This is a genomic window from Nonomuraea mangrovi (genome assembly GCF_042681425.1).
Taxonomy (GTDB): Bacteria; Actinomycetota; Actinomycetes; order Streptosporangiales; family Streptosporangiaceae; genus Nonomuraea; species Nonomuraea mangrovi.
The window spans coordinates 271,676-292,651 of record NZ_JBHUFV010000016.1; the positions used below are offsets into that span (position 1 = coordinate 271,676).

Below are 20,976 nucleotides of genomic sequence, written 5' to 3' on the forward strand. Positions count from 1 at the left end.
TCACTCCTTGCCGAGGACGGCCCAGTCGAGCAGGCCGAGGAACGAACGGTTCAGCGCGGCGGTGTCGGCGGCGCGCAGGGGGTGGTGGCCGTGGAGCAGCGCCATGCCGTACAGCGCCTCCACGGCGGTCGCGGCGAGCGACAGGTCCTTGAGGACCACGACCCGGCGCACGAGCGGGTTGCGGTGGTTGAGCACCAGGCGGGGACGGTCGGCGGCGACGGTCCGCTCCATCGCGCCGAGCACGTCGGCCCACAGGTCGTCGGCGGCCTCCTTGGCCTCGCGCAGCTCGGCCTGGTGTTCGGCGGCCCTGCTGGTCAGGTAGAGGGCGGGCAGCGAGGCGGGGTCGAAGTCGCGCAGGACCAGCTCGCAGCCGAGAGGGTCGAGGACGCGGGCGGCCGCGGAGAGGAAGGGCCTGGCGGCCAGGTCCGCGCCCGGGTCGACGGGACCGAGGTGGGTGGCCAGTTCGCCGGGGTCCAGGCGGTCGAGGCGGATGTCGGGGTCGATCCGCTGCAGGCGCTGCAGGATGTCGCTGTCGTAGACGTAGCCGCCGTTGACGAGGCCGACGCCCTGCGCGCCCGACACGGCCGACAGCTGGCGGAACTCGTCGACGCTGGAGGTGAAGCGGCCCTGCGGGTGGCGGGTTCTGAACTGGGCGAGCGTCATCGGGCCGTCGCTGGTCTCGAACTCCAGCCACCTGTCGACCAGGCGCAGCATGTCGTCGTCGTGCAGGGCGAGGGCCTTGACGCCGAGGTGGTGCAGGCGCAGGAAGGCGCGCAGGCGGGCGGGGTCGGTCTCGGCCAGCCTGACGAGCCATTCGCGCAGCTGGCGGCCGAGGTGGTCGCGGGTGTGCTCCAGGAGGTCGTCCTCGTAGAGGGCCTCGCGGCTGGCGGTGGGGCGCAGCTCGCCCGCGTCGAGGACGCAGCGGGCGAAGAACGCCCATTCGGGCAGCACCCCCTCGGCACGCTCGGTGAGCAGCATGCGCTTGAGATAGACGCGGTGGGTGGCGCGCGCGGTCGGGTTGGCGGGGCTGGGCAGCACGAACGCGACGCCGGTCAGGGCCGCCTCGGGGACGTCGAGGTCGATGACGTCGAACGGGGTGAAGCCGAACAGCTGCCTGCCGTACTCCAGCAGCGCCGCCCTGCGCGCGTCGGGAGAGTCGTGCGGGGACAGCCACGGCGGGTCGGCCGTCGTGGCGACGCCGTTGACGGTGACCGCGATCGGCAGCAGCGAGCCGTACAGGGCGGCCAGCTCGGCGACGGTGCGCGGGTCGACCCACTCGGCGGCGTCCCTGCGGGCCTTCAGCGTGACCGTCGTGCCGGGCTCGGGCCGCTCGGCGGGGGCGGGCGACACCTGGTAGGTGCCGTCCGACCTGCCGGTCCAGCTCACGGTGGGGGCGCCGGTGACCGACCTGGTCTCGACGTGGATCTCGTCGGCCACCAGGAAGCCCGACAGCAGCCCGATGCCGAACTGCCCGAGGAACTCGTGCCTGGCGAACCCCAGCTCGTCACGTTTGGAGGAGCGGCCGATGGTGGCGAGCAGCGTGTGCACCTCGGCCTCGGTGAGGCCGACACCGTTGTCGTGGACGCGCACCTGTCCTTCGGCGACCTCGATCGCGACGCGGCCCTCGCCTTCCGCGCGGGCGGTGATGGCGTCGGCCGCGTTCTGCAGCAGTTCGCGCACGTAGACGCGGGGGCTGGAGTACAGGTGACGGCTCAGCAGATCGACGACGCCGCGCAGGTCCACTTGAAAGGCGTTTTCCACGCCCGACACTATGCCAGGTATGGGTGGAGATGCTGATTTATCGCACCACAGCCCAGATACTTCTCCACGGTGTGGAAGTCGAGCCAGTCCAGGTTGACCAGCGCCTCGAAGTCGACGCCGGTGAAGTGGTCGCGCAGGCCGGGCGGGATGGCCGCGATGTCGTCCTTGTCGGCGATGTTGACCCAGCGCCGCACACCCTTCGGCCGCTCGCCGAGGCCGTTGACGGGGGCGGGCAGCAGGCGCTCGAACACCACGTTGCGCATGCCGAGCGGGCTGCCCAGGGTGATCAGCAGGTCCACCTCGATGTCCGGGTTGGCGTGCAGGGTCTCGTACGCGACGACGCTGCCGAGCGAGTGGGCGATCACGACCCTGGGCGCGCGCCGCCTGAGCACCTCGGCCACCTCCCCCCTGCACCGCTCGCGCCTGGCCGCGTCGGTGAGGTAGGCGGCGACCTCGGGGCAGAACAGCGCCGCGAAGGCCGCAGCCCTGCTGTCCAGCCTGGTCAGCAGCCAGCCGGTGAACGCCTTGAGCGCCCCCGTGAAGGTCTCGCCCACGCCGAGCTGCTTGGCCCATGCGACGAACACCTGCTGCTCCGTGGCCCCCATCGACTCGACCTGCTTGGCCTTGCCCTGGTCGTTGAGGTGGTGGGCGTAGTAGGCCACCTCGGCGAAGTAGGCGCCCGGCGGGCCGCCCAGCCCGGCGCTGAGGTAGCGGTCCCACTTCATCCGCATCGCCTCGGCCGCGCCTCCCACCGACCTGCCGGCCCGCAGGTAGTAGTCGTACTTGCCGATGCCGTGCACGCCGACGATCCCCACCGTGATCACTCCCCACTTTTCCGGGGACATGGTGCCACGCCCGGCTTGCGGATGGGTTACGGGGAAAATCTTGTTGCCTTGGGCATATGTCACCCGGGTACGGTTTCCAGGCGAAGGAGGCGTTCCGATGGTCGGCCCGTTGATCGTCAACGACTCGATCGCCATTCCTGGCGACGAGCTCGTGTGGCGTTTCTCGCGTTCCTCAGGACCGGGCGGTCAGGGGGTGAACACCACCGACAGCAGGGTGGAGCTGCTGTTCGACGTGTCGTCGAGCACGGCGATCCCGCCCGCGCTGAAGTCCCGCGCGCTGGAGCGGCTGCCGTCGCCGGTGATCACGGTGGCCGCCTCGGAGTACCGCTCCCAGCTGCGCAACCGCGAGGCCGCGGCGCACCGGCTCGCCCAGCGGATCCGCGAGGCCGTCGCGCCGCCGCCCAAGCGGCGCAGACCGACCAAGCCGAGCAAGGGCGCAGTCGAGCGCCGGCTTTTCACCAAGAAGCACCGCTCCGACCTCAAACGGCTCCGCCGCGAGTTCTGAGCTCGGCGGCGCTTCCGCGATCCAGCCGGTCGGCCTGCTCATGTCTTCGCCATGGACGGCCCGCGCCCGCCGTCCATGATGTGAGGCCTACGAGGGCGGTCTCCGGCGGAAGATGCCGACGAGGACGCGCAGTACCAGCACCGAGCTGACCACCAGCAGGTTGTAGCCGATGAGCTGGAACAGCGACATCTGCCCTGCCATGACCACGGGGCCGCCCTCGGTGCCGAGCAGCAGCACCGCCATCAGGCCCGCCGTCGCGCCGAGCACCGTCAGCAGCGTCTGGTGCAGCAGGTTCGTGACGAACGCGCGGTCGCGCTCGTCACCCAGCAGCCGCACGTTCATCGAGAACCTGCCGTGCTCGGCCGCGCTGGCGATCCGCTCGATCCGTCGGGGCAGCCGCCGCAGCATCGGCAGCAGCGCGGTGACCTCCTGCGCCACGGCCTCCTTCACGCTGCCGGGGTTGACCTGCTCGGCCAGGTAGCGCGCCGCGAACGCCCTGGCCTCGCCGATGAGGTGGAATCCGGGCGAGAGCCTGACGAGCGTGCCCTCCAGCGTCGCGAGCGCGCGGAAGACGGCGGCGACCTCCGGCGGGATCGACAGGCCGTACTCGGAGACGATCCTGAACAGGTCGGTGAACATCGCGACGCTGTCCATGCCGGGCCCGAGGTGCCTGGCCATGAACTGGCCGAGCGCGCGTTCGAGTCCCGCCTCGTCGATGTCCTCAGGCCTGGGGACGACCTCGAGGAGCGCGTCGGTCACGCCGAGCGGGTCCTGTCTGTCCATGGCCAGGAGGAAGCGCTGCAGCGCAGAGCGCAGCGACGCGTCGAGCCGCCCGACGGAGCCGAAGTCGAGCAGGCCCACCGAGCCGTCGGTCAGCAGCATGATGTTGCCGGGGTGCGGGTCGGCGTGGAAGACGCCGTCGAGCAGGATCTGCCGCAGCAGGCAGTCGAGCAGCGTGCGGGCCAGCGCGGGGCCTTCGGCGGCGGGGGCCGTCGCCAGCGGCTTGCCCGACAGGCGCTGCATCACCAGCACCCTCTCGGTGCAGAGCGGCGTGTAGGGGGTCGGATAGACCACGGAGCCGCCGGCCGAGGCGGCGACGGCCGCCATGTTGCCCGCCTCGACGCGGAAGTCGAGCTCCTCGCGCAGGGCGGCGGCGAACCCCGCGGCCAGCTCCCTGAGGCCGAGCGCCCTGCCCCACTTCGTCCTGGCCTCGAGCGTCGCCGCCAGCCTGGCGACGATGTCGAGGTCCTTGGCCACGACCGGCGCGATCCCCGGTCTCTGAACCTTGACGACCACCTCCTCGCCGCTGTGCAGGCGGGCGGCGTGGACCTGGGCGATCGAGGCGGCGGCCAGCGGCGTGCGGTCGAAGGAGGCGAACGCGTCCAGGTCGACGACCTGGGCGATCTCCTCCCAGGGCGCGGGCTTGACGTGGTCCTGCAACCGGCCGAGCTCGTCGACGAACTCGGGCGGAAGCAGGTCGCGCCTGGTCGACAGCACCTGCCCGAGCTTCACGAACGTGACGCCTCCGTCGTCGAGCGCCTCGCGGAGCGAGGCCGCCAGCCGTACCCTGCCGCCGCGGTCCGCCGGGTCGTCGCCCCTGCCCCTGAGGTAGGGGCCGAGGCCGTGCCTGAAGGCGATCCTGGTGATCTGGGAGTAGCGGCGGGCGCGGGCGAGCCGCCCGCGCACCGACTTCACCAGCTCGATCGGCCCCGGGATGGAGCCGGGCGGCACGAGCGCCTCGCCGAGCACCAGGATGACCATGGGGATCAGCACGACGCACATCGACACCAGGATCACGATCCACAGGGGGCCGAGGCCGGGATCGCGAGTGGCGTCGTACTTCTCGAACGACTGGAAGACCGGCGCCAGGAACACCGGGGTGAGCATCAGCGCCAGCAGCACTGCCAGGGTCATGCGGACGGGGCCGAACCTGACGTCGAGCAATCGCTGCGCCGCCGTCGCGAGCATCAGCAGCACGACGGCGAGGGAGACGGCTAGGAGCAGGGGCATCCGCAGATCATCGCATGGCGGCTTCGCGCGCCCTGCGGGCCTCCCTGCGCTCCACGAACCTGGCGGCCGTCGTCTCGCTCTTGTCCAGGAAGGCGGCCAGCTCGTCGCGGGCCTTGGCGCCGTCGCCGTCCAGGTTGGTCTTGTCGAAGACCGCCCACTGGCGCAGCACCGGCATGAGCACGTCGTCGAGGTGCAGGCGCAGGTCGTAGATGCCCTCGTGGGCGATGACCATCGCCTTGCGGGTGAAGCCCTCGATGGTGGTGCCCGGCATCTGGAACGTCGTCACGACGTCGGTGATGGCGCGCATCGTCTGGTTGGGGTCGAGCTCGAAGGCCGCCTTGAGCAGGTTGCGGTAGAAGAGCATGTGGAGGTTCTCGTCGGCGGCGATCTTGGCGAGCAGGCGCTCGCAGTTGGGGTCGCCCGACGCCTTGCCGGTGTTGCGGTGCGAGATGCGGGTGGCCAACTCCTGGAAGGAGACGTAGGCGAGCTGCTGCAGCATCGTGCCGTACTCGGTCTGGAAGCCGCCCTCCATGTGGACCATGCGGGCGCGCTCCAGCGCGACGGGGTCGACGGCGCGCGAGACGGTGAGATAGTCGCGGATGGCGACGGCGTGCCTGCCCTCCTCCGCGGTCCAGCGGCCGACCCAGGTGCCCCACGCGCCGTCGCGGCCGAAGGTGGTGGCGATCTCGTGGTGGTAGCTGGGCAGGTTGTCCTCGGTGAGGAGGTTGACGATCAGCGAGACGCGGGCCGCCTCGGGAATGGTCGAGTCGCTCTCCTGCCAGGCGTCACCGTCGAAGATGCCGTCGAAGTTGCGGCCCTCGCTCCACGGAACGTACTCGTGGGGGAACCACTCCTTGGCGACCTTGAGGTGCCGGTCGAGCTCGCCCGCCACCACCGGCTCAAGCTCGTGCAGGAGCTCCGTCTGACTCATCACCATAAAGCTCATCTCCTTCAAGCTACGCAACCGTAAGTTAGGCTACCCCAAGAAACTGGAGGGTCTTTATGCGACCTAGTGTCCGAGGTGTCCTGCTTGATGATGAGGAGCGGCTGGTCGTCTTCCGGCGCACGGTCCCCGGCAAGGAGTTGTACTGGTCGATCCCGGGCGGACACGTCGAACCGGAGGACGCGAGCCTGGAGCACACCCTGCGCAGAGAGCTGCTGGAGGAGCTGGGCGCGGTCGTCTCCGCGGTCACGCCGCTGACCACGCTCACCTATCCCTACCAGGGCGCGGTCAAGACCCAGCACGTGTACGGCTGCCGCCTGGTCTCCATGGACCCGGCGCTGCGTCACGGCCCCGAGGTGGAGGACCCCGCGAGCGGCGTCTACGACGTCGAGCGGCTGCCCCTCGACCCCGCCGAGATCACCTCGCGGCGGCTGGTCCCCGAGGCCCTCGGCGTCTATCTCGCCGCGCACATCACGTCGCTGCCCCGGCTCATACATCGATCGATGTAGCCCGATGACTCGCGAAGGAGGACGACCCGGGGGCACAACCCTCGTTAGCGTTCGCGGCATGCCTCTCCTGCTTCTCGACGCCGTGCTCGCCGTACTCACCGCGATCTGCGCCCTGACCTCCCTCGCCTCGGTCGGCGCCCCGCTGACCTGGGACGGCACGATTCCCGTCGCGATCGCACTCGGCCTGCTGCTGCTGGCCAGGCGGCGCGGTCCCGTCGTCGTGCTGGCGCTGTCGGCCGCGGTGCTGCTGGGCGCGCAGTACGGCGGGCTGTTCGAGGGCGGCGTCATCTGGCCGATGACGGTCGCGGTCTTCACCGCGGGGCTGGCCAACCTGCCCTGGACGGCCGCGATCTGCGTCCTCACCCTGGCCGCGGCTGTCGCGCCCACCATGGAGCTGGCCAGGGGCGGCGCGGAGCTGCTGTGGCTCGCCCTGGTGCTCGCCCTGGCGCACGGCTACCGCCAGCACCTGCGCTGGCGCGCCGAGCACGAGGCCAGGCTGCGCGAGGCCGCCGGCACCAGGCTGGCCGAGCAGCGGCTGCAGATCGCCAGGGAACTGCACGACGTCGTCGCGCACACCCTCACCGTCGTCGGCCTCCACCTGAACGTCGCCGCCGAGGCCGACTCCCTCCCCGAGGCCAAGGGAGCCATCAGGGTCGCCTCCGACGTCCGCAAGAAGGCGATGGCCGACCTCAGGTCGCTGATCGGCGTGCTGCGGGACGTGTCGGGCGAGCCCCAGCCCGAGCTCTCCTCCATCGCCGACCTGGTGGCCAGGGCGAGGGAGGCGGGACTCGACGTGACCCTCGACGAGGGCGGCGATCCCACCGAGGTACCCGCGGCGCAGGCCATGGCCGCCTTCCGCATCGTGCAGGAGGCCATGACCAACGCGCTGAAGCACTCCGACGCGCGCCGCCTGCTGGTCCACCTGGACTACTCCTCGAACCAGGTGCGGGTCGAGGTCGTCGACGACGGCACGGGCCCCGTCTCCTACACCGAGGGCCACGGCCTGACCGGCATGCGCGAACGGGTCACCGCGCTCGGCGGCTGGCTGGAGATCGAGGCCGGCGACGGCTTCGCCGTCAGGGCAGGATTGCCGGTATGACGATCGACGTGCTGCTCGCCGACGACCAGGCGCTCGTGCGCGCGGGCTTCCGCGCCCTGCTGGCCAAGGACGAGGAGATCGCCGTGGTCGGCGAGGCAGGCACCGGCGAGGAGGCGGTACGCCAGGCGCTGCGGCTCAAGCCCGACGTGGTGCTGATGGACATCCGCATGCCGGGTTCGGACGGCATCGCCGCCACCCGGCGCATTCTCGCCGAGTTGCCCGCCTGCCGGATCATCATCCTGACGACGTTCGACACCGACGAGAACGTCTTCGCCGCGCTCCGCGCGGGCGCCAGCGGATTCCTGACCAAGGAGGTCGAGCCCGCGGAGCTGCGCCGCGCGGTCGCGGTCGTCCACGCGGGCGACTCGCTGCTGTCGCCGGGCGTCACGCGCAGGGTCGTCGAGCGCTTCGCGAGCCGTCCGGCGCCGTCGGGCAGCCTGGACGCGCTGACGGCACGCGAGCTGGAGGTCGTGGGCCTGATCGCCGCCGGGCTGTCGAACGAGGAGATCGCCCGCCATCTGGTGATCAGCCCGCTGACCGTCAAGACGCACATCTCGCGCGCGATCACCAAGCTGGGCGTCAGGGACAGGGTCCAGCTGGTCATCCTGGCCTACGAGAACGACCTGCGGTCCTCCATCTCCCAGAGGTGATCGATGACGTGCCAGGCGATGCGGCGGCAGGCGTAGCGGCAGGACCAGCCGCCCGAGCCGCCCTCCAGCAGGACCCCTGCCAGTTCCTCCCGCATGGCTTCCCGGTCGGCGACCGACGTGTACGGCGGGTGCCTGACGCCGAGCTTGCGGGCGTAGCCGCGTTCGGCCTCGGTCACGTGGGCGACCATCTTGGAGCGGTCGCGCCCGCCGCCGCGCGGGCCCTTGCGCAGCTCCTCGGGGGTGACGGCGACGGCCTCGTCGAACAGCGCCCACGCCGCCCTCAGCAGGGCCACGTCGCGGGCGGCCGTCGCGGGGTCGAAGGGCTCGGCGTCGGCGGCGGGCTCGGCGTCCGGCGCGCCGAAATCGGTGGTGCTGCTGCCCTTGACCCGCTCGACCACGACGGGTTCACCCGGTTCGAAGACCAGTCCGGCGCGCTCGGCGATCAACCGGTAGCGCGGGGCGTACTCGGCCAGCCGGTCGACGGCCGGCTCCTCGGTCCTGTCGACGCGGCACCAGCCGGGCCAGTCGAGCGAGCAGGCGAACACCTTCTTGGGACCGAGCTCCAGGTAGATGCGATGCATGGGGCCAGCCTGCCAGCCGTACCTGACAGAGGGCGGCAGGTATCAGATCCTGTCGATGAGGTCGGCCACCGACTCCACGACCAGCGACGGACGGAACGGGAAACGCTCGATCTGTTCGCGCTTCATCACGCCGCTCAGCACCAGGATCGTGTAGAGGCCCGCCTCCATGCCGCAGATGATGTCGGTGTCCATCCGGTCGCCGATCATCGCGGTGGTCTCGCTGTGGCCCTCGATCGCGTTCAGCGCGTGACGCATCATCATGGGGTTGGGCTTGCCGACGAAGTACGGTTCGACGCCCGACGCCTTGGTGATCATCGCGGCCACCGCGCCGCACGCCGGCAGCGAGCCCTCGTTCGACGGCCCCACCGGGTCCGGGTTCGTCGCGATGAAGCGGGCGCCGCCCTCGATCAGCCTGATCGCCTTGGTGATCTGCGTGAAGCTGTAGGTGCGCGTCTCGCCGAGCACCACGTAGTCGGGATCGAGGTCGGTCAGCACGTAGCCGATCTCGTGCAGCGCCGTCGTCAGCCCCGCCTCGCCGATCACGTAGGCGGAACCCCTGGGACGCTGGTCGTCGAGGAAGCGCGCGGTCGCCATCGCCGAGGTGAAGATCGACTCCTCGGGCACCTCCAACCCCGCCACGCGCAGCCGTACCGCGAGATCCCTGGGGGTGTAGATGGAGTTGTTCGTGAGCACCCTGAAGCTTCTGCCCGAATCGCGCAGGCGCTTGATGAACACGTCGGCGCCGGGGACGGGCTGCCCCTCGTGCACCAGGACACCGTCCATGTCGGACAGCCAGCTCTGGATGGGCTTACGCTCAGTCATCTCGTCATCCTATAAATCGCCTCTTGTCCAACCGATGTCAGACACATGAAGAATGTTCTCCATGTCGCTTCTTGAATCAGCCCAGGACATGCGCGACGAGCTCATCCGGCTCCGCCATTCCCTGCACACCACGCCTGAGGTCGGCCTCCACCTGCCCATCACGCAGGAGAAGGTGCTCGCCGCGCTCGACGGCCTGCCGCTGGAGATCAGCACGGGCGAGTCGCTCAGCTCGGTCACCGCGGTGCTGCGCGGCGGCAGGCCAGGGCCCGCGGTCCTGCTCAGAGGCGACATGGACGCGCTGCCCGTCACCGAGCGCAACAGCCTGCCGTACATCTCCTCCCACGAGGGCAGGATGCACGCCTGCGGCCACGACCTGCACACCTCGATGCTGGCGGGGGCCGCGCACCTGCTCGCCGCCAGGCGGGAGGAACTGGCGGGGGACGTGGTGTTCATGTTCCAGCCGGGTGAGGAAGGCTACGAGGGCGCCAAGGTCATGATCGACGAGGGCGTCCTCGACGCCGCGGGCTCACGAGCCGTGGCCGCCTACGGCATGCACGTGGTCTCGGCGATGCTGCCGCCCGGCGTCTTCTCCTCGCGCGGCGGGCCCATCATGGCCGCGGCCGACACCCTGAACGTCCACGTGATCGGCAGGGGCGGCCACGGCTCCACGCCCCAGCGCGCCCAGGACCCCATCCCGGCCGCCTGCGAGATGGTCACCGCCCTGCAGACGCTGGTGACCAGGGCCTTCGACGTCTTCGACCCCGTCGTGGTCACCGTCGGCAGCTTCCACGCCGGCACCGTCGACAACGTCATCCCCGACGACGCCCGCTTCTCCGCCACGATCAGGACCTTCAGCAAGGACAGCAGGGCCCGCATCAAGCAGCGCGCCGTCCAGCTCGTCGAAGGCATCGGCGCGGCGCACGGCCTGCGCGTCGAAGCCTCCTTCGGCATGGGCTACCCGGTCACGGTCAACACCGCGGACGAGGCGTCGTTCGCGGGCGCGACCGTCGACGGGCTCTTCGGACCCGGCCGCTTCTTCGTGGCCCCGCAGCCGGTCACCGGGTCCGAGGACTTCTCCTACGTGCTGGAGGACGTGCCCGGCGCGTTCGTCTTCCTCGGCGCCTGCCCGCCCGACCGCGACCCGGCCAGCGCGCCGTACAACCACTCCCCCGAGGCGCAGTTCGACGACGCCGTCCTGCCGGACGGCGCCGCCCTGTACGCGTCGCTGGCGCTGAGCAGGCTCTCCGCCGACCGCGCCACCGCCTGACGCCCCACCCTCCCCCGGCACTGACCGCCTGCCCCGCGTCGGCCCGTCCGGTCTCAGGCCCGCCTCCCATCGGGCCCGTTCGGGGTCCGCTCGCCTCCCATCGGGCTCGCCTGTACAGCGGTCCGCCTCACATCGGGTGCTCGCCGCCCTCCTGGTACGGCGGGCACCCGATGGCCCACCGCGGTCACGGGGCGGGGGCCCGTCCATCACGCCGCTCCAGCGTGCGGCGGGCCGCCGTCACGTCGTCAGCCGACCGTCCGCCAGGACTGCTCCTCGACCAGTTCCCTGCTCCGCCACCCATCGGGCGTGCGGATCATGCGATGCCGGTACCAGCCGCCGCCCTGGCAGAACCCCTTGGCACCGGCGGCCGTCATCTCCCTGGAAGGGGCCAGCGTGTCGGTGAACGGCGCGAGGACCACGGCCTCGCGGACCACCTCACGCATCGCCTCGCCGCCGCCTTCCTCGCCGTCCCGACCGTCGGCCTCCGCGCCGCCCTCGCCGCCGTCCGCCGGGCCCGCCTTCGCGCCGCCCTCACCACCGTCCGCCGCACCGTTCTCCACGCCGGCCCTACCGTCGGCATCCGCGCCGATGAAGTCGACGACCGGCGCGCCGATCAGGTGCAGCCGACCCGGCCAGCGCGCGAGCACCTCGGCCAGCCACCCCCTGACCTCGGCAAGTCCCCCGACGATCCCGCCCGCCGCCCGGTAGTCGATCACGGCGTCGGAGGTGAACACCTCCGAGAGCCTGTCCCACTCCCCCGCGTCGACGGCCCTGGCGTAGCGGGCGAGCACATCGGCGATCTCCAGCCTGTCGGCGACCTCACGTTCGTCCATGCTCAGATCAAACCAAACGCTTGCTACGTTCGCACCGGCGTGGGCCGCCGCACCCGCCCGGCGTAGGCTGGTCAGATGATCACCGTCATCGACGGCCGGGTCGCGGACCCCGATGCCGGCCTGCCCCTCCTTGCCCGCTACGGCCACTTCACCGCCATGCAGGTACGCGACCGGCGCACCCGCGGCCTCGACCTGCACCTGACCCGCTTGACGGCCGCGACCCGTGAGCTGTTCGACGTCGAGCTCGACACCGAGCTCGTCCTCGACTCGATCAGAGCAGCGCTCGGCACGGACCTCACCGATGTCAGCGTCCGCGTCTACGTGATGGAGGCCGACGACGGCCCGCACGTGTTCGTCAGCACGCGCCCTCCCGTCGACGTCGCCACCGAGCCCCGGAGCGTCAAACCCGTCGCCTACCAGCGCTTCCTGCCGCACATCAAGCACATGGGCGGCTTCCCCCAGGCGTACCACGGCCGGCTGGTCGACGCCGGGGGTTACGACGAGGGGCTGCTCACCACCCCCGACGGCCTGATCTCCGAAGGCCTGATCACGAACCTCGGCTGCTTCGACGGGACCGCCGTCATCTGGCCCGACTTGCCCATGCTGCACGGCATCACCATGCAGTTGATGGAACGGGCGCTGGAATCGGCCGGCATCCCCCAGGAGCGCCGGCCCATCAGGGTGCCCGACCTGCGCTCCTACGAGGCGGTCTTCCTCACCAACTCACACGGCGTCGTCATGGTCGGCCGGCTGGAGGAGGACACGCTGAAGCTGGACGACGCGTTCGCCGCCCGCCTGCTCGGCCTCTACGACGACGTCCCCTGGGACACGATCTAGACGCGCTCACGGGCTCCGCCAGTGCGGGAGGTCCAGGAAGTGCACGTCGAAGCGCTCCTGATCGGGCAGCAAGCTGTCGAACGACCCCTGACCCCCGCCGATCCTGCCGAGCCGCCGGAAGTACTCGAACCGTTCGACGCCAGGGGTGAGCACCGCCAGCACCTCGGCCGTGGAGCCCTCGGCGGCGCCGAACGCGTGCGGCGTCCCTGGCGGCACCACGACGAGTCCGCCCGCCTCCACGGTGACCACGTCGCCGCCGACGTAGAACACCGCCTTCCCGCCGACCACGTAGAACAGCTCCGTGGACAGCATGTGGCGGTGCGGGCGCGCCCCGTCCGCGCCGACGCCCAGAGTGAGACTGTTGACGCCCAGCGCGCCCCTGGTCGCGCCCGCGTCGGCCAGCAGGCGGAACGCCCCGCCGTGCGGCAGGCCGACCACTTCGGCGTCCTCGCCGTGCACGACGAGCGCACGGGTGTCCTGTTCGGTGGAGGCCATCATCCATCCCTTCGTTGGGTTGGCTTCCATCTCAGGGCGGGAACGCCGGGCGAACCAGAAGCGATCGCAGCCCGCAGTCATCACTCATCGAGATCCTCCGCCACGCCACCACCAGGGGCCACAGGTCTCCGACACCCAGGTGGCAAACCGACCACGGCCCCGTGATGGCGCTCCCGCCGAGCCCGAGCGACCGCATCAACAGTGCAACCGCGCCCCTCCCGAACCCACCGACCACCCGTCACGCCACCAGCAGCCACCCCGTCGAGCCCAGAGAAACCATCAACCGCGCGCCCACGCCCCCGCGCTCGGTAGCCATCGGCTACGACCCTATGCAGCGACCCCACCGAAACCCACGAGCCGCACCAACCGCGAGACCCACGACCTCCCCAACCCCGCGACCACCGACCACGACCCCGCGCAGCGACCCCACCGGAACCCACGAGCCGCACCAACCGCGAGACCCACGACCTCCCTAACCCGGTGACCACCGACCGCCCTGCACAGCGACCACGCCAAGCCGGGGGGTGGGCGTGCCGGACAGGGGCCGCGTCGTTTGCCGGTTGGCCGGTCCTGACGCGGTCTGGTCTGATCCCTGGCTCGGGATGCCCGCCGTGCTCCGGGCCCGGCGCGTGTCGACGCTACGAGGTGGCGCCGACGGCCGGGTGCGCGTACGCCGTGCGCACGATCTCCTCCAGGTGGTCGCTGTGCGCGCCGTGCCAGTAGACCTGCCCGCACTCCCCGCACTGACCGTAGGCGTCGTAGCTGCGCCGGGTGCCCGCCTCGAGCAGCGGCTCGACCTCCTCCTTGCCGACCGTGACCAGCTCGCCGTTGCACGCCGTGCAGCGCGTCCACGGCCTCAGCGGCGGCGCGAACCGTCCGAGCAGGTCGTGCAGCTGCTCGTCGGCTCGCGTGCCCCGCACGTACGCGCCCAGCCACAACGCGCGGCGGCGCAGCAGCCCGCGATCCTGCGTCAGCAGCACCCGCCGTTCCTCGTTGGCCTGCGCGACGAGCGAGGGGTCGTCCATGTCGTTGTGGTAGGCGGTGTCGATCCCCAGCAGCCGCAGCCGCCTGGCCAGCGTGCCCAGGTGGACGTCCAGCAGGAAGCGCGGCCCCTCAGGCAGCCCTTGCGGGCGCGGCACCGGCGGCACCTCGACCACGTCGCCCGCGGCGGGCTGGTACGACGGCTCGACCCCGCTGTCACCGACCTTCATGGGCCCGACCTCGGTGAGCGGGATGCCGAGCGACTCGACCATGTGGCCGAGCGTGGCCGTGCCGTCGAGCGGCACCTGGTGCCACTCCTGGCGACGGGCCACCGGCAGGAACAGTCTCAGCTCTGCGGCGATGCGAAGGCGTACGACCACCTTGCCAGCATGCCATCGAGGATGACGCGAACGCATGCCCGTTTCCCGCGGACCCACCACCCCGAGCGACCACGACGGCGGTGCGGGACCGGCCGGAGGTCGGTGCGGTCATCCGTCATGGTCTCGGCGACCTGGCGGGCCTGGCGACATCGCTCGTTGATCACACTCGGGGATAATCAGGTGCGGGTCGACAAGGGGGGACCATGGACATCACGAGTGCCGTCGTCACCGGTGCCGCGAGCGGGATCGGGAGAGCCATCGCCACGCGTCTCCGCTCGTCGGGGACGCGCGTCGTGCTCGCCGACATCGACGCGGCCGCGCTCGCCGGCGTCGCCGCGGAGCTGGGCGCCGACGCCGTCCAGACCGACGTCTCCGACGCCGGGGCGATGGCGGCCCTCGCCGCGGCCGCGCCCGGCGTTCAGCTGGTGTGCCTGAACGCGGGCATCGTCGGCAGGGACCTGGGCGCGCCGTGGGAGGTCGGCGCGGAGGACTGGGCCGGCGTGTTCGCCGTGAACGTGGGGGGCGTGGCCAACGGGCTGCGCGCCTTCGTTCCGCCGATGCTCGCGACCGGCCGTCCCGGGCACATCCTGATCACGGCGTCTCTGGCCGGCCTGGTGACGTTCCCCACCGGCGGGGCCTACGCGGCGTCCAAGCATGCGGTTGTCGCCCTCGCCGAGCAGGCCGCGCTCGCACTCGCGGACACGCCGATCGGCGTGACGGTGCTGTGCCCCGCTCTCGTCCGCACCGGCATGTCGGCCGAGGGAGAGGATCCGGAGATCGTCGCCGACGAGGCTCTGGCGGCGGTGCGAGCCGGAACGTTCGCCGTGCTGCCGGACATCTGGAGCGACGCCATCACGCGGCGTGCGGGCCGGCTGGTGTCCGGCGCCCAGCCGGAACCTCCGGCACCCGCCTGACCGGCGGACCACGTGACCGTACCGCCCGGCCGGCCCCCGATGGTGGGATCGTCGGCCGGGTGGCCGGGCCCTGTGTGCGGCAGGTGATCGGGGCGGGTGCGGGCCGGGTTCCCCCGAGAACCCGGCCCGCACCCCTCGTCCGAAGCGACCCGCTTGAGGCCGCCCGTCTAGCGGCAGGCCACCCGGTAGGCGTCCAGCTCGTAGTTCTTGCGCAGGGAGTTGAAGTTCTGCGCGTTGGACTTGGCGCAGAACTTCGAGGTGCCCAGCTCGTACTCCACGGTGAACACCGCCTTGCCCGCGCTCACGAACTGGTCGTAGCCGTAGTCGCCGTTCTGCCCGGTCGTGCACTCGCTGTACTGCCAGCACTGCTCGTTCAGCGCCCAGTCGAAGTACGGCAGCAGCTGCGGGATCTGCGCGATGTCGTTCTTCAGCCCCACCGAGAGCCCCCGGGCGTGGGCCTCGTTGGCCAGCCACGCGTTGTAGGCGATCTGGTGGGCGGCCGTGAGCGGGAACCCTGTCTCGTTGGTGTAGCCGTCGACGTTGTCGAACTCGATCGCGTCGAAGCCCTTGCTCTTGCACATGTCCATGCGCGCCCGCATGATCTGCCCGAGCGGGCCGCCGTACTGCCTGATGTCGAGCCACCGCTCGCCCGGCCACTCGTCGAGGCCGGCGCCGAGGACGGAGGCGGGGAACTGGGCGGCGTCGGGCCGCCAGTCCTCGTAGGAGCCTGCGCTGACGTAGCAGACGACCTTGCGACCCGCCTTGGTCTCGTGCAGGCGCCGGACGGTGGCCGCGGTGGCGTTGAAGCCGTCGATGTCGTACATGGTGACGTTGAGGAACGGCTCGCCGGGCACCGACGACAGCTGCCACTGCCAGCTGGTGTTCAGCGCGGGCTTCCAGCAGCCGGGGCAGGGGGTCGGCGGCGGCGGTGCGGCCGCCTGGGCCTGCGGGGGAACGACGACGAAGGCCACCCAGGTCAGCAGGGTGGCGGCAAGGATCTGTAAGGCTCGCATGCTTCTCCTCGCGTGATGATCGGCAAGGGCGCCAGGCATGCTGTTCCGCACTCCGACACGCGGCCAGGCCCGTGGCCCGCGAGCGGTGGCGTGGCCCGGTGAGATCGGGGTGCCCACGCCAGCACGCGTCTAGAGTTGCGCAGCAGACCCGGGATTTCAACAGCTTCGAGCAAGATGCTGTCATGGAATACTGGTCGCCCAGGTTGGAGGTGCGGATGTCGCGGATCGTCTTCGTCGGGGCGGGAAACGTCGAGCCGACGCGCAGGATCCTGTCCGATCTCTTCCTGTCCGACCCCCTGCACGGCGACCTCGACATCGTCCTGCACGACGACGACCCGGCCAGGCTCGCCACCGCCGAGGCCCTCGCCAGGGCGCTGAACGCGGAGGCCGGCGCGGGAGCGCGCGTCGTCGGCCACACCGACAGGCGGCGCGCGCTCGACGGCGCCGACCACGTGGTCGCCTCGATCGAGGTCGGCGGGTTCGAGGCGACGCTGCGCGACTTCCAGATCCCCCACCGCTACGGCCTGCGCCAGACCATCGGCGACACGATCGGCATCGGGGGCATCTTCAGGGGCCTGCGCACCATCCCGGCCGCGGTCGAGCTGGGCCTCGAGCTGACCGAGCTGTGTCCTGACGCGTGGCTGCTGAGCCACACCGACCCGATGGCGATGACCGGCTGGGCGATGCACGAGGCGACAGGCTTCACCAGGTTCGCGGGGGTCTGTCACGCGGTCTGCGACACCCACGTCTACCTGGCCGACCTCGTGGGCCGCGACCTCGACGAGCTGACCCTGCGCAGCGCGGGCGTCAACCACCAGTCGTTCGTGCTCGTCTTCGCCGACGCCGAGGGCCGTTCCCTCTACCCCGACCTCGACGCGGCGCTGGCCGCGGACGCCGAGCTGAAGAGCCACGTCAGGGTGGAGATGTACCGCCGTTTCGGCTTCTTCCCCACCGAGTCCAGCGAGCACGCCGCCGAGTACGTCCCGTGGATCATGCGCCACGCGGCGGAGACCTCCAGGCTGGGTGTGCCGGTCGAGGAGTACCTGCGCAGGGCCGGCATGTCCCTGCACGTCTACGAGGAGACCAGGCGGGCACTGGCGGCGGGCAGGCCGCTGCTCATCAGGTGGCAGCACCAGGAGCCCGCGGCGGCGGCGCTGCTGGCCATGCTGACGGGGCAGGAGAAGCTCGTCCACGTGAACGTCCGCAACGGCGGCCTGATCGGCAACCTGCCGGAGGAGGCGTGCGTGGAGGTGCCCGCGCTGGTCGACGCGGCGGGGATCCGCCCGCAGCGGGTCGGCGAGCTGCCGATCCAGCTCGCCGCGCTCAACCGGACCTTCCTCAACGTCGTCGAACTGACCGTGCGGGCGGTGCTCGACGGTGACCGCAGGCACGTCCTGCACGCGGCGATGCTCGACCCGAACACCGCCGCGACGCTCCCGCTGCCCGCCATCGAGGCGCTCTGCGAGGAACTGCTGGCCGCCCACGGCGACCTGCTGCCGGAGGCGGTGCGCGGGTGAAGGAGTCGATGCCGACGGAGGTACGCCGCGAGCGCATGCTCGGCCTGCTCAGGGAGCAGGACTTCGCCAGGGTCAACGAGCTGGCCGAGGCGTTCGGCGTCTCGGGCGTGACCGTCCGCGCCGATCTCGACGCGCTGGAGGAGCAGGGCAAGGTGCGCAGGGTGCGCGGCGGCGCGGTCGCCGCCGGTCCCGCGCTCACCGAGGCCTCGTTCGAGATGTCGCTCGGCGCCGCCGCGGTGGAGAAGGGCCTGATCGCCAAGGCCGCCGCCCGCCTGATCAGCTCAGGTGAGAGCGTGCTAATGGGCGCGGGCACCACCACCGCCTACGTGGCAAGGGAGCTGGTGGCCCGCGCCGACCTGGCCGAGGTGACCGTCTTCACCAACGGCCTGCGCACCGCGCTGGAGCTGGAGCCCGCCATTCCCCGCTTCTCCGTGGTGGTCACCGGCGGCAGCCTGCGCCGCCAGCAGCACTCGCTGGTCGACCCCATGGGCGGCAGGCTGCTCGACGGGATCAGGGCGAGCACGGTGTTCCTCGGCTGCGGCGGCGTGCACGTCGACAGCGGCTTCACCAACGTCAACCTGCCGGACGCCGAGATGAAGCAGCGGATGCTGCGGGCGGCCGGCAGGCGGATCATGGTGGCCGACTCCACCAAGCTCGGCAGGGTCGAGCTGGCCCCGATCTGCCCGCTGTCCGGCGTCGACCTGCTGATCACGGGCGAGTCGGCCGACCCTGGCGAGGTGGCTCGGCTGCGGGAGCGGGGCCTGAGGGTGGAGCTGGCCGGCTAGCTCGCCGGCGTGACCCGCAGCGACTCCGGCAGCAGGTCGCCGTGGGCCACGGTCAGGTCGTCGCACATGCGCCAGATGTCGTCCAGCGACAGGGTGGCCGAGGCGTTCGGGTCGACCATGACGGCGTGCCGTACGTGCTCGGGCCTGCCCTCCTCGGCGGCGCGGACGGTGAGCTCGTTGACGTTGACGTAGGCGCGGTTGAGCGCCGCGCACTGCGGGGGCAGCGCGCCCACGCGGGTGGGCCGCACGCCGGTGGCGTCGACCGCGCACGGCACCTCGACCACGCTGCCGTCGGGCAGGTTGGAGATCAGCCCGTCGTTGACCACGTTGCCGTAGACGACGCGTGGCGTGCCGGTGACCATGCTGTGGATGATCTGCGGCGCGTACTCGTCGGTGCCGGCGATCTCCAGCTCGGCGCCGTGCCGTACGGCGTCGCGGGTGCGCTTGTACTCGCGCACGTTCTCCTCGCTGACCCGCAGGTACTCGCCGACGGGGATGCGCAGCCTGTCGATCTCTCCGGCGTGGCGCAGCAGCCAGGGGACGTACTCGGCCGAGTGCTCACTGGTCTCGGTCGGGTAGTGGCCCAGCCGCCGGTACATCTCCACACGGACCCTGCGCCGCAGCTCGGCGTCGGCGTCGATGCGGGCGTCGAGCCTGTCATAGAGGTTCTCGCCCTCGCGCTCGAAGCGCAGCACCCATGCCTGGTGGTTGACGCCGGCCGCCTGGTAGACGACCTCCTCGTACGGCACGCCCACCAGGTCGGACAGCCCGCGCATCGTCCAGTAGACCGAGTGGCACAGGCCGACGACGTTGCGCACCCTGCCGGACAGGTACCACACGTTCATGGCCATCGGGTTGGTGTAGTTCATCAGCAGCGCGTCCGGGCAGGCGACGGCCATGTCGGCGGCCAGCGCGTCGAGCACGGGGAAGGTGCGCAGCGCCCGGAACACGCCGCCGACGCCGATGGTGTCGGCGATGGTCTGGCGCAGGCCGTAGCGTGCGGGGATCTCGAAGTCGGTGACCGTGGAGTCGTGCCCGCCGACCTGGATCATGTTGATCACGAAGTCGGCGCCGTCGAGGGCGGCGCGCCTGTCGAGGGTCGCGGTGATGCGCGGCTTGGCGCCCCTGGCCGCGGCGATGCGGTGGGCGACGGCCTCGGCGACCTGGAGCCGCTCGGGGTCGATGTCATGCAGCGACAGGTGGAGTGACGACAGCTCCGGATAGCGCAGGAGATCGGCGAGCAGCCCCTGCGTGAAGACGACGCTGCCCGCGCCCACGAACACGATCTTGGGGTTTCTCATGATGTCGCTTCCTCCCAGGTCGGTTGCGCCGCTGTGCCCCCCGCGGCTCGGGTGGAAAGGGTGCCCGCCCTGACGGCGAGCCGCAGGCATGCCTCCAGGTGCAGCCCGTTGAGCCGCGCGGCGAGAAATCCGGCGTTGAAGCTGTCGCCCGCGCCCACGGCGTCCACGAACGAGGGGTTCGGGACCGCGGGAGCGTGCACGGGGCCCTCGGGCGGCCAGGCCAGGGCGCCTGCCGCGCCCCGCTTCACCACCGGCAGCGTCCCCTTGGCGGCGAGCGCGCGTGCCGCGGCCGTCACGTCCTGACCTGTGAGCCCGGCGATCGCGAGGGCCTCGGCGTCGTTGGGGAGCAGGACGTCGGTCAGGCCGATGATGCCGTCGAGCCCCTTCCACTCCCCCGAGGGGTCGTCGTTGGTGTCGAGCGAGGTGCCGACGCCGAGTTCGCGTGCGGTACGGAACAGTCCGGCGACGTCCAGCCCCGGTTGCAGGAAGAAGGAGGAGACGTGCACGTGGGCGGCCCTGGCGACCAGCGATGGCGGTACCGCCCACTGGTCGGACAGGCAGCCGGGCGAGGTCAGGATCGCCCTGTCGGCTCCGCGTACGAGCACCACGGTCAGCGCGGTGGGCCTGGCGGCGTCGACGACGCAGGCGGAGACGTCCACTCCGTGCCCGGCGAGCGTGTACAGGACGAACTCGCCGGCGGCGTCGGCGCCGACCCGGCCGGCGAAGGCGGTGCGCAGGCCGAGCCTGGCCGCCCCGCACGCGGTGATGGCGGCCGATCCGCCGAGCACCAGCTCCCCCGTCTCGACCAGTTGCTCGCGTTGCCCGAAGGCGAGCGTGGACGGTGTCCCCGACACGATCACATCGGGGTTGGCGTCTCCCACGACGAGCAGGTCGAAGTCTGTTGTGGCCATGGGCACGAACGTTCCCA

At 71.3% G+C, this 20,976-nt stretch carries 21 protein-coding genes; 9 read left to right on the forward strand and 12 right to left on the reverse strand.

Annotated elements, in window-relative coordinates; translation table 11 throughout:
* The gene (locus ACFSKW_RS11410) at positions 1-1,761 is read right to left on the reverse strand and encodes an HSP90 family protein (protein WP_379572020.1); all 1,761 of its coding nucleotides are present in this window, start codon (positions 1,759-1,761) and stop codon (positions 1-3) included.
* Positions 1,762-1,769: 8 nt separating this feature from the next.
* A complete protein-coding gene (locus ACFSKW_RS11415) occupies positions 1,770-2,606 on the reverse strand; it encodes a hypothetical protein (RefSeq protein ID WP_379572022.1) in 837 nt (278 codons plus the stop codon).
* 97 nt (positions 2,607-2,703) lie between these two features.
* Here ACFSKW_RS11415 and arfB point away from each other — a divergent pair, with 97 nt between their 5' ends.
* Positions 2,704-3,111: an alternative ribosome rescue aminoacyl-tRNA hydrolase ArfB gene (arfB, locus tag ACFSKW_RS11420; RefSeq protein ID WP_379572024.1), complete on the forward strand. Its 408-nt coding sequence runs from the start codon at positions 2,704-2,706 to the stop codon at positions 3,109-3,111.
* 87 nt (positions 3,112-3,198) lie between these two features.
* Here the strand turns inward: arfB and ACFSKW_RS11425 are convergent, their stop codons facing one another.
* Both ACFSKW_RS11425 and ACFSKW_RS11430 read right to left on the reverse strand, forming a co-directional pair.
* A complete protein-coding gene (locus ACFSKW_RS11425) occupies positions 3,199-5,121 on the reverse strand; it encodes an ABC1 kinase family protein (protein WP_379572025.1) in 1,923 nt (640 codons plus the stop codon).
* A 7-nt stretch (positions 5,122-5,128) separates the two neighbouring features.
* On the reverse strand, positions 5,129-6,067 hold the full coding sequence (locus tag ACFSKW_RS11430; protein ID WP_379572027.1) for an acyl-ACP desaturase: 939 nt from the start codon (positions 6,065-6,067) through the stop codon (positions 5,129-5,131).
* Positions 6,068-6,123: 56 nt separating this feature from the next.
* Between ACFSKW_RS11430 and ACFSKW_RS11435 the strand changes: the two genes are divergently transcribed.
* The 3 genes from ACFSKW_RS11435 to ACFSKW_RS11445 are packed head-to-tail and all read left to right on the forward strand — an operon-like array spanning position 6,124 to position 8,322.
* Positions 6,124-6,573, forward strand: coding sequence for an NUDIX domain-containing protein (locus ACFSKW_RS11435; protein WP_379572029.1), 450 nt, complete (start codon positions 6,124-6,126; stop codon positions 6,571-6,573).
* Positions 6,574-6,631: 58 nt separating this feature from the next.
* Positions 6,632-7,672 carry a sensor histidine kinase gene (locus tag ACFSKW_RS11440; protein WP_379572031.1) on the forward strand — a complete coding sequence of 347 codons (1,041 nt, stop codon included), beginning with the start codon at positions 6,632-6,634 and terminating at the stop codon, positions 7,670-7,672.
* Positions 7,669-8,322 carry a response regulator gene (locus tag ACFSKW_RS11445; protein WP_379572033.1) on the forward strand — a complete coding sequence of 218 codons (654 nt, stop codon included), beginning with the start codon at positions 7,669-7,671 and terminating at the stop codon, positions 8,320-8,322. The genes ACFSKW_RS11440 and ACFSKW_RS11445 overlap by 4 nt, the downstream gene beginning before the upstream one ends.
* Here ACFSKW_RS11445 and ACFSKW_RS11450 read toward each other — a convergent pair.
* Complete coding sequence (locus ACFSKW_RS11450; RefSeq protein WP_379572035.1) at positions 8,283-8,903, reverse strand: hypothetical protein; 621 nt, start codon at positions 8,901-8,903, stop codon at positions 8,283-8,285. The two genes, ACFSKW_RS11445 and ACFSKW_RS11450, sit on opposite strands and share 40 nt — an antisense overlap.
* A gap of 42 nt (positions 8,904-8,945) precedes the next feature.
* On the reverse strand, positions 8,946-9,725 hold the full coding sequence (locus ACFSKW_RS11455; protein WP_379572037.1) for an HAD-IIA family hydrolase: 780 nt from the start codon (positions 9,723-9,725) through the stop codon (positions 8,946-8,948).
* A gap of 61 nt (positions 9,726-9,786) precedes the next feature.
* Here ACFSKW_RS11455 and ACFSKW_RS11460 point away from each other — a divergent pair, with 61 nt between their 5' ends.
* Complete coding sequence (locus tag ACFSKW_RS11460; protein WP_379572039.1) at positions 9,787-10,992, forward strand: M20 metallopeptidase family protein; 1,206 nt, start codon at positions 9,787-9,789, stop codon at positions 10,990-10,992.
* A 245-nt stretch (positions 10,993-11,237) separates the two neighbouring features.
* On the opposite strand, the gene ACFSKW_RS11465 is transcribed toward ACFSKW_RS11460, so the two are convergent.
* Positions 11,238-11,825, reverse strand: a complete 588-nt coding sequence (locus ACFSKW_RS11465; RefSeq protein WP_379572041.1) for a nuclear transport factor 2 family protein — start codon at positions 11,823-11,825, stop codon at positions 11,238-11,240.
* A 75-nt stretch (positions 11,826-11,900) separates the two neighbouring features.
* On the opposite strand from ACFSKW_RS11465, the gene ACFSKW_RS11470 reads away from it, so the two are divergent.
* A complete protein-coding gene (locus ACFSKW_RS11470) occupies positions 11,901-12,662 on the forward strand; it encodes an aminotransferase class IV (RefSeq protein WP_379572043.1) in 762 nt (253 codons plus the stop codon).
* Positions 12,663-12,668: 6 nt separating this feature from the next.
* Here ACFSKW_RS11470 and ACFSKW_RS11475 read toward each other — a convergent pair whose 3' ends face one another.
* Both ACFSKW_RS11475 and ACFSKW_RS11480 read right to left on the reverse strand, forming a co-directional pair.
* Complete coding sequence (locus ACFSKW_RS11475; protein WP_379572045.1) at positions 12,669-13,160, reverse strand: cupin domain-containing protein; 492 nt, start codon at positions 13,158-13,160, stop codon at positions 12,669-12,671.
* Between the two features lie 635 nt (positions 13,161-13,795).
* On the reverse strand, positions 13,796-14,554 hold the full coding sequence (locus tag ACFSKW_RS11480) for a Mut7-C RNAse domain-containing protein (protein ID WP_379572047.1): 759 nt from the start codon (positions 14,552-14,554) through the stop codon (positions 13,796-13,798).
* 167 nt (positions 14,555-14,721) lie between these two features.
* On the opposite strand from ACFSKW_RS11480, the gene ACFSKW_RS11485 reads away from it, so the two are divergent.
* Complete coding sequence (locus tag ACFSKW_RS11485; protein ID WP_379572049.1) at positions 14,722-15,432, forward strand: SDR family NAD(P)-dependent oxidoreductase; 711 nt, start codon at positions 14,722-14,724, stop codon at positions 15,430-15,432.
* Positions 15,433-15,599: 167 nt separating this feature from the next.
* Here the strand turns inward: ACFSKW_RS11485 and ACFSKW_RS11490 are convergent, their stop codons facing one another.
* The gene (locus ACFSKW_RS11490) at positions 15,600-16,445 is read right to left on the reverse strand and encodes an endo alpha-1,4 polygalactosaminidase (RefSeq protein ID WP_379572051.1); all 846 of its coding nucleotides are present in this window, start codon (positions 16,443-16,445) and stop codon (positions 15,600-15,602) included.
* A gap of 182 nt (positions 16,446-16,627) precedes the next feature.
* Here ACFSKW_RS11490 and ACFSKW_RS11495 point away from each other — a divergent pair, with 182 nt between their 5' ends.
* Positions 16,628-17,962, forward strand: coding sequence for a family 4 glycosyl hydrolase (locus ACFSKW_RS11495; RefSeq protein WP_379572053.1), 1,335 nt, complete (start codon positions 16,628-16,630; stop codon positions 17,960-17,962).
* Positions 17,963-17,970: 8 nt separating this feature from the next.
* Positions 17,971-18,747, forward strand: a complete 777-nt coding sequence (locus tag ACFSKW_RS11500; RefSeq protein WP_379572055.1) for a DeoR/GlpR family DNA-binding transcription regulator — start codon at positions 17,971-17,973, stop codon at positions 18,745-18,747.
* On the opposite strand, the gene melA is transcribed toward ACFSKW_RS11500, so the two are convergent.
* Positions 18,744-20,048 carry an alpha-glucosidase/alpha-galactosidase gene (gene melA / locus ACFSKW_RS11505; RefSeq protein ID WP_379572057.1) on the reverse strand — a complete coding sequence of 435 codons (1,305 nt, stop codon included), beginning with the start codon at positions 20,046-20,048 and terminating at the stop codon, positions 18,744-18,746. The genes ACFSKW_RS11500 and melA overlap by 4 nt on opposite strands.
* Positions 20,045-20,959, reverse strand: coding sequence for a carbohydrate kinase family protein (locus tag ACFSKW_RS11510; RefSeq protein WP_379572059.1), 915 nt, complete (start codon positions 20,957-20,959; stop codon positions 20,045-20,047). The genes melA and ACFSKW_RS11510 overlap by 4 nt, the downstream gene beginning before the upstream one ends.
* Positions 20,960-20,976 lie beyond the last annotated feature (17 nt).

Coding starts and splice junctions, on each gene's coding strand:
- ACFSKW_RS11415 (WP_379572022.1), bottom strand. CDS start 2,606: ATGTCCCCGGAAAAGTGGGGAGTGATCACGGTGGGGATCGTCGGCGTG.
- arfB (WP_379572024.1), top strand. CDS start 2,704: ATGGTCGGCCCGTTGATCGTCAACGACTCGATCGCCATTCCTGGCGAC.
- ACFSKW_RS11425 (WP_379572025.1), bottom strand. CDS start 5,121: ATGCCCCTGCTCCTAGCCGTCTCCCTCGCCGTCGTGCTGCTGATGCTC.
- ACFSKW_RS11430 (WP_379572027.1), bottom strand. CDS start 6,067: ATGAGCTTTATGGTGATGAGTCAGACGGAGCTCCTGCACGAGCTTGAG.
- ACFSKW_RS11435 (WP_379572029.1), top strand. CDS start 6,124: ATGCGACCTAGTGTCCGAGGTGTCCTGCTTGATGATGAGGAGCGGCTG.
- ACFSKW_RS11440 (WP_379572031.1), top strand. CDS start 6,632: ATGCCTCTCCTGCTTCTCGACGCCGTGCTCGCCGTACTCACCGCGATC.
- ACFSKW_RS11445 (WP_379572033.1), top strand. CDS start 7,669: ATGACGATCGACGTGCTGCTCGCCGACGACCAGGCGCTCGTGCGCGCG.
- ACFSKW_RS11450 (WP_379572035.1), bottom strand. CDS start 8,903: ATGCATCGCATCTACCTGGAGCTCGGTCCCAAGAAGGTGTTCGCCTGC.
- ACFSKW_RS11455 (WP_379572037.1), bottom strand. CDS start 9,725: ATGACTGAGCGTAAGCCCATCCAGAGCTGGCTGTCCGACATGGACGGT.
- ACFSKW_RS11460 (WP_379572039.1), top strand. CDS start 9,787: ATGTCGCTTCTTGAATCAGCCCAGGACATGCGCGACGAGCTCATCCGG.
- ACFSKW_RS11465 (WP_379572041.1), bottom strand. CDS start 11,825: ATGGACGAACGTGAGGTCGCCGACAGGCTGGAGATCGCCGATGTGCTC.
- ACFSKW_RS11470 (WP_379572043.1), top strand. CDS start 11,901: ATGATCACCGTCATCGACGGCCGGGTCGCGGACCCCGATGCCGGCCTG.
- ACFSKW_RS11475 (WP_379572045.1), bottom strand. CDS start 13,160: ATGATGGCCTCCACCGAACAGGACACCCGTGCGCTCGTCGTGCACGGC.
- ACFSKW_RS11480 (WP_379572047.1), bottom strand. CDS start 14,554: ATGCGTTCGCGTCATCCTCGATGGCATGCTGGCAAGGTGGTCGTACGC.
- ACFSKW_RS11485 (WP_379572049.1), top strand. CDS start 14,722: ATGGACATCACGAGTGCCGTCGTCACCGGTGCCGCGAGCGGGATCGGG.
- ACFSKW_RS11490 (WP_379572051.1), bottom strand. CDS start 16,445: ATGCGAGCCTTACAGATCCTTGCCGCCACCCTGCTGACCTGGGTGGCC.
- ACFSKW_RS11495 (WP_379572053.1), top strand. CDS start 16,628: ATGGAATACTGGTCGCCCAGGTTGGAGGTGCGGATGTCGCGGATCGTC.
- ACFSKW_RS11500 (WP_379572055.1), top strand. CDS start 17,971: ATGCCGACGGAGGTACGCCGCGAGCGCATGCTCGGCCTGCTCAGGGAG.
- melA (WP_379572057.1), bottom strand. CDS start 20,048: ATGAGAAACCCCAAGATCGTGTTCGTGGGCGCGGGCAGCGTCGTCTTC.
- ACFSKW_RS11510 (WP_379572059.1), bottom strand. CDS start 20,959: ATGGCCACAACAGACTTCGACCTGCTCGTCGTGGGAGACGCCAACCCC.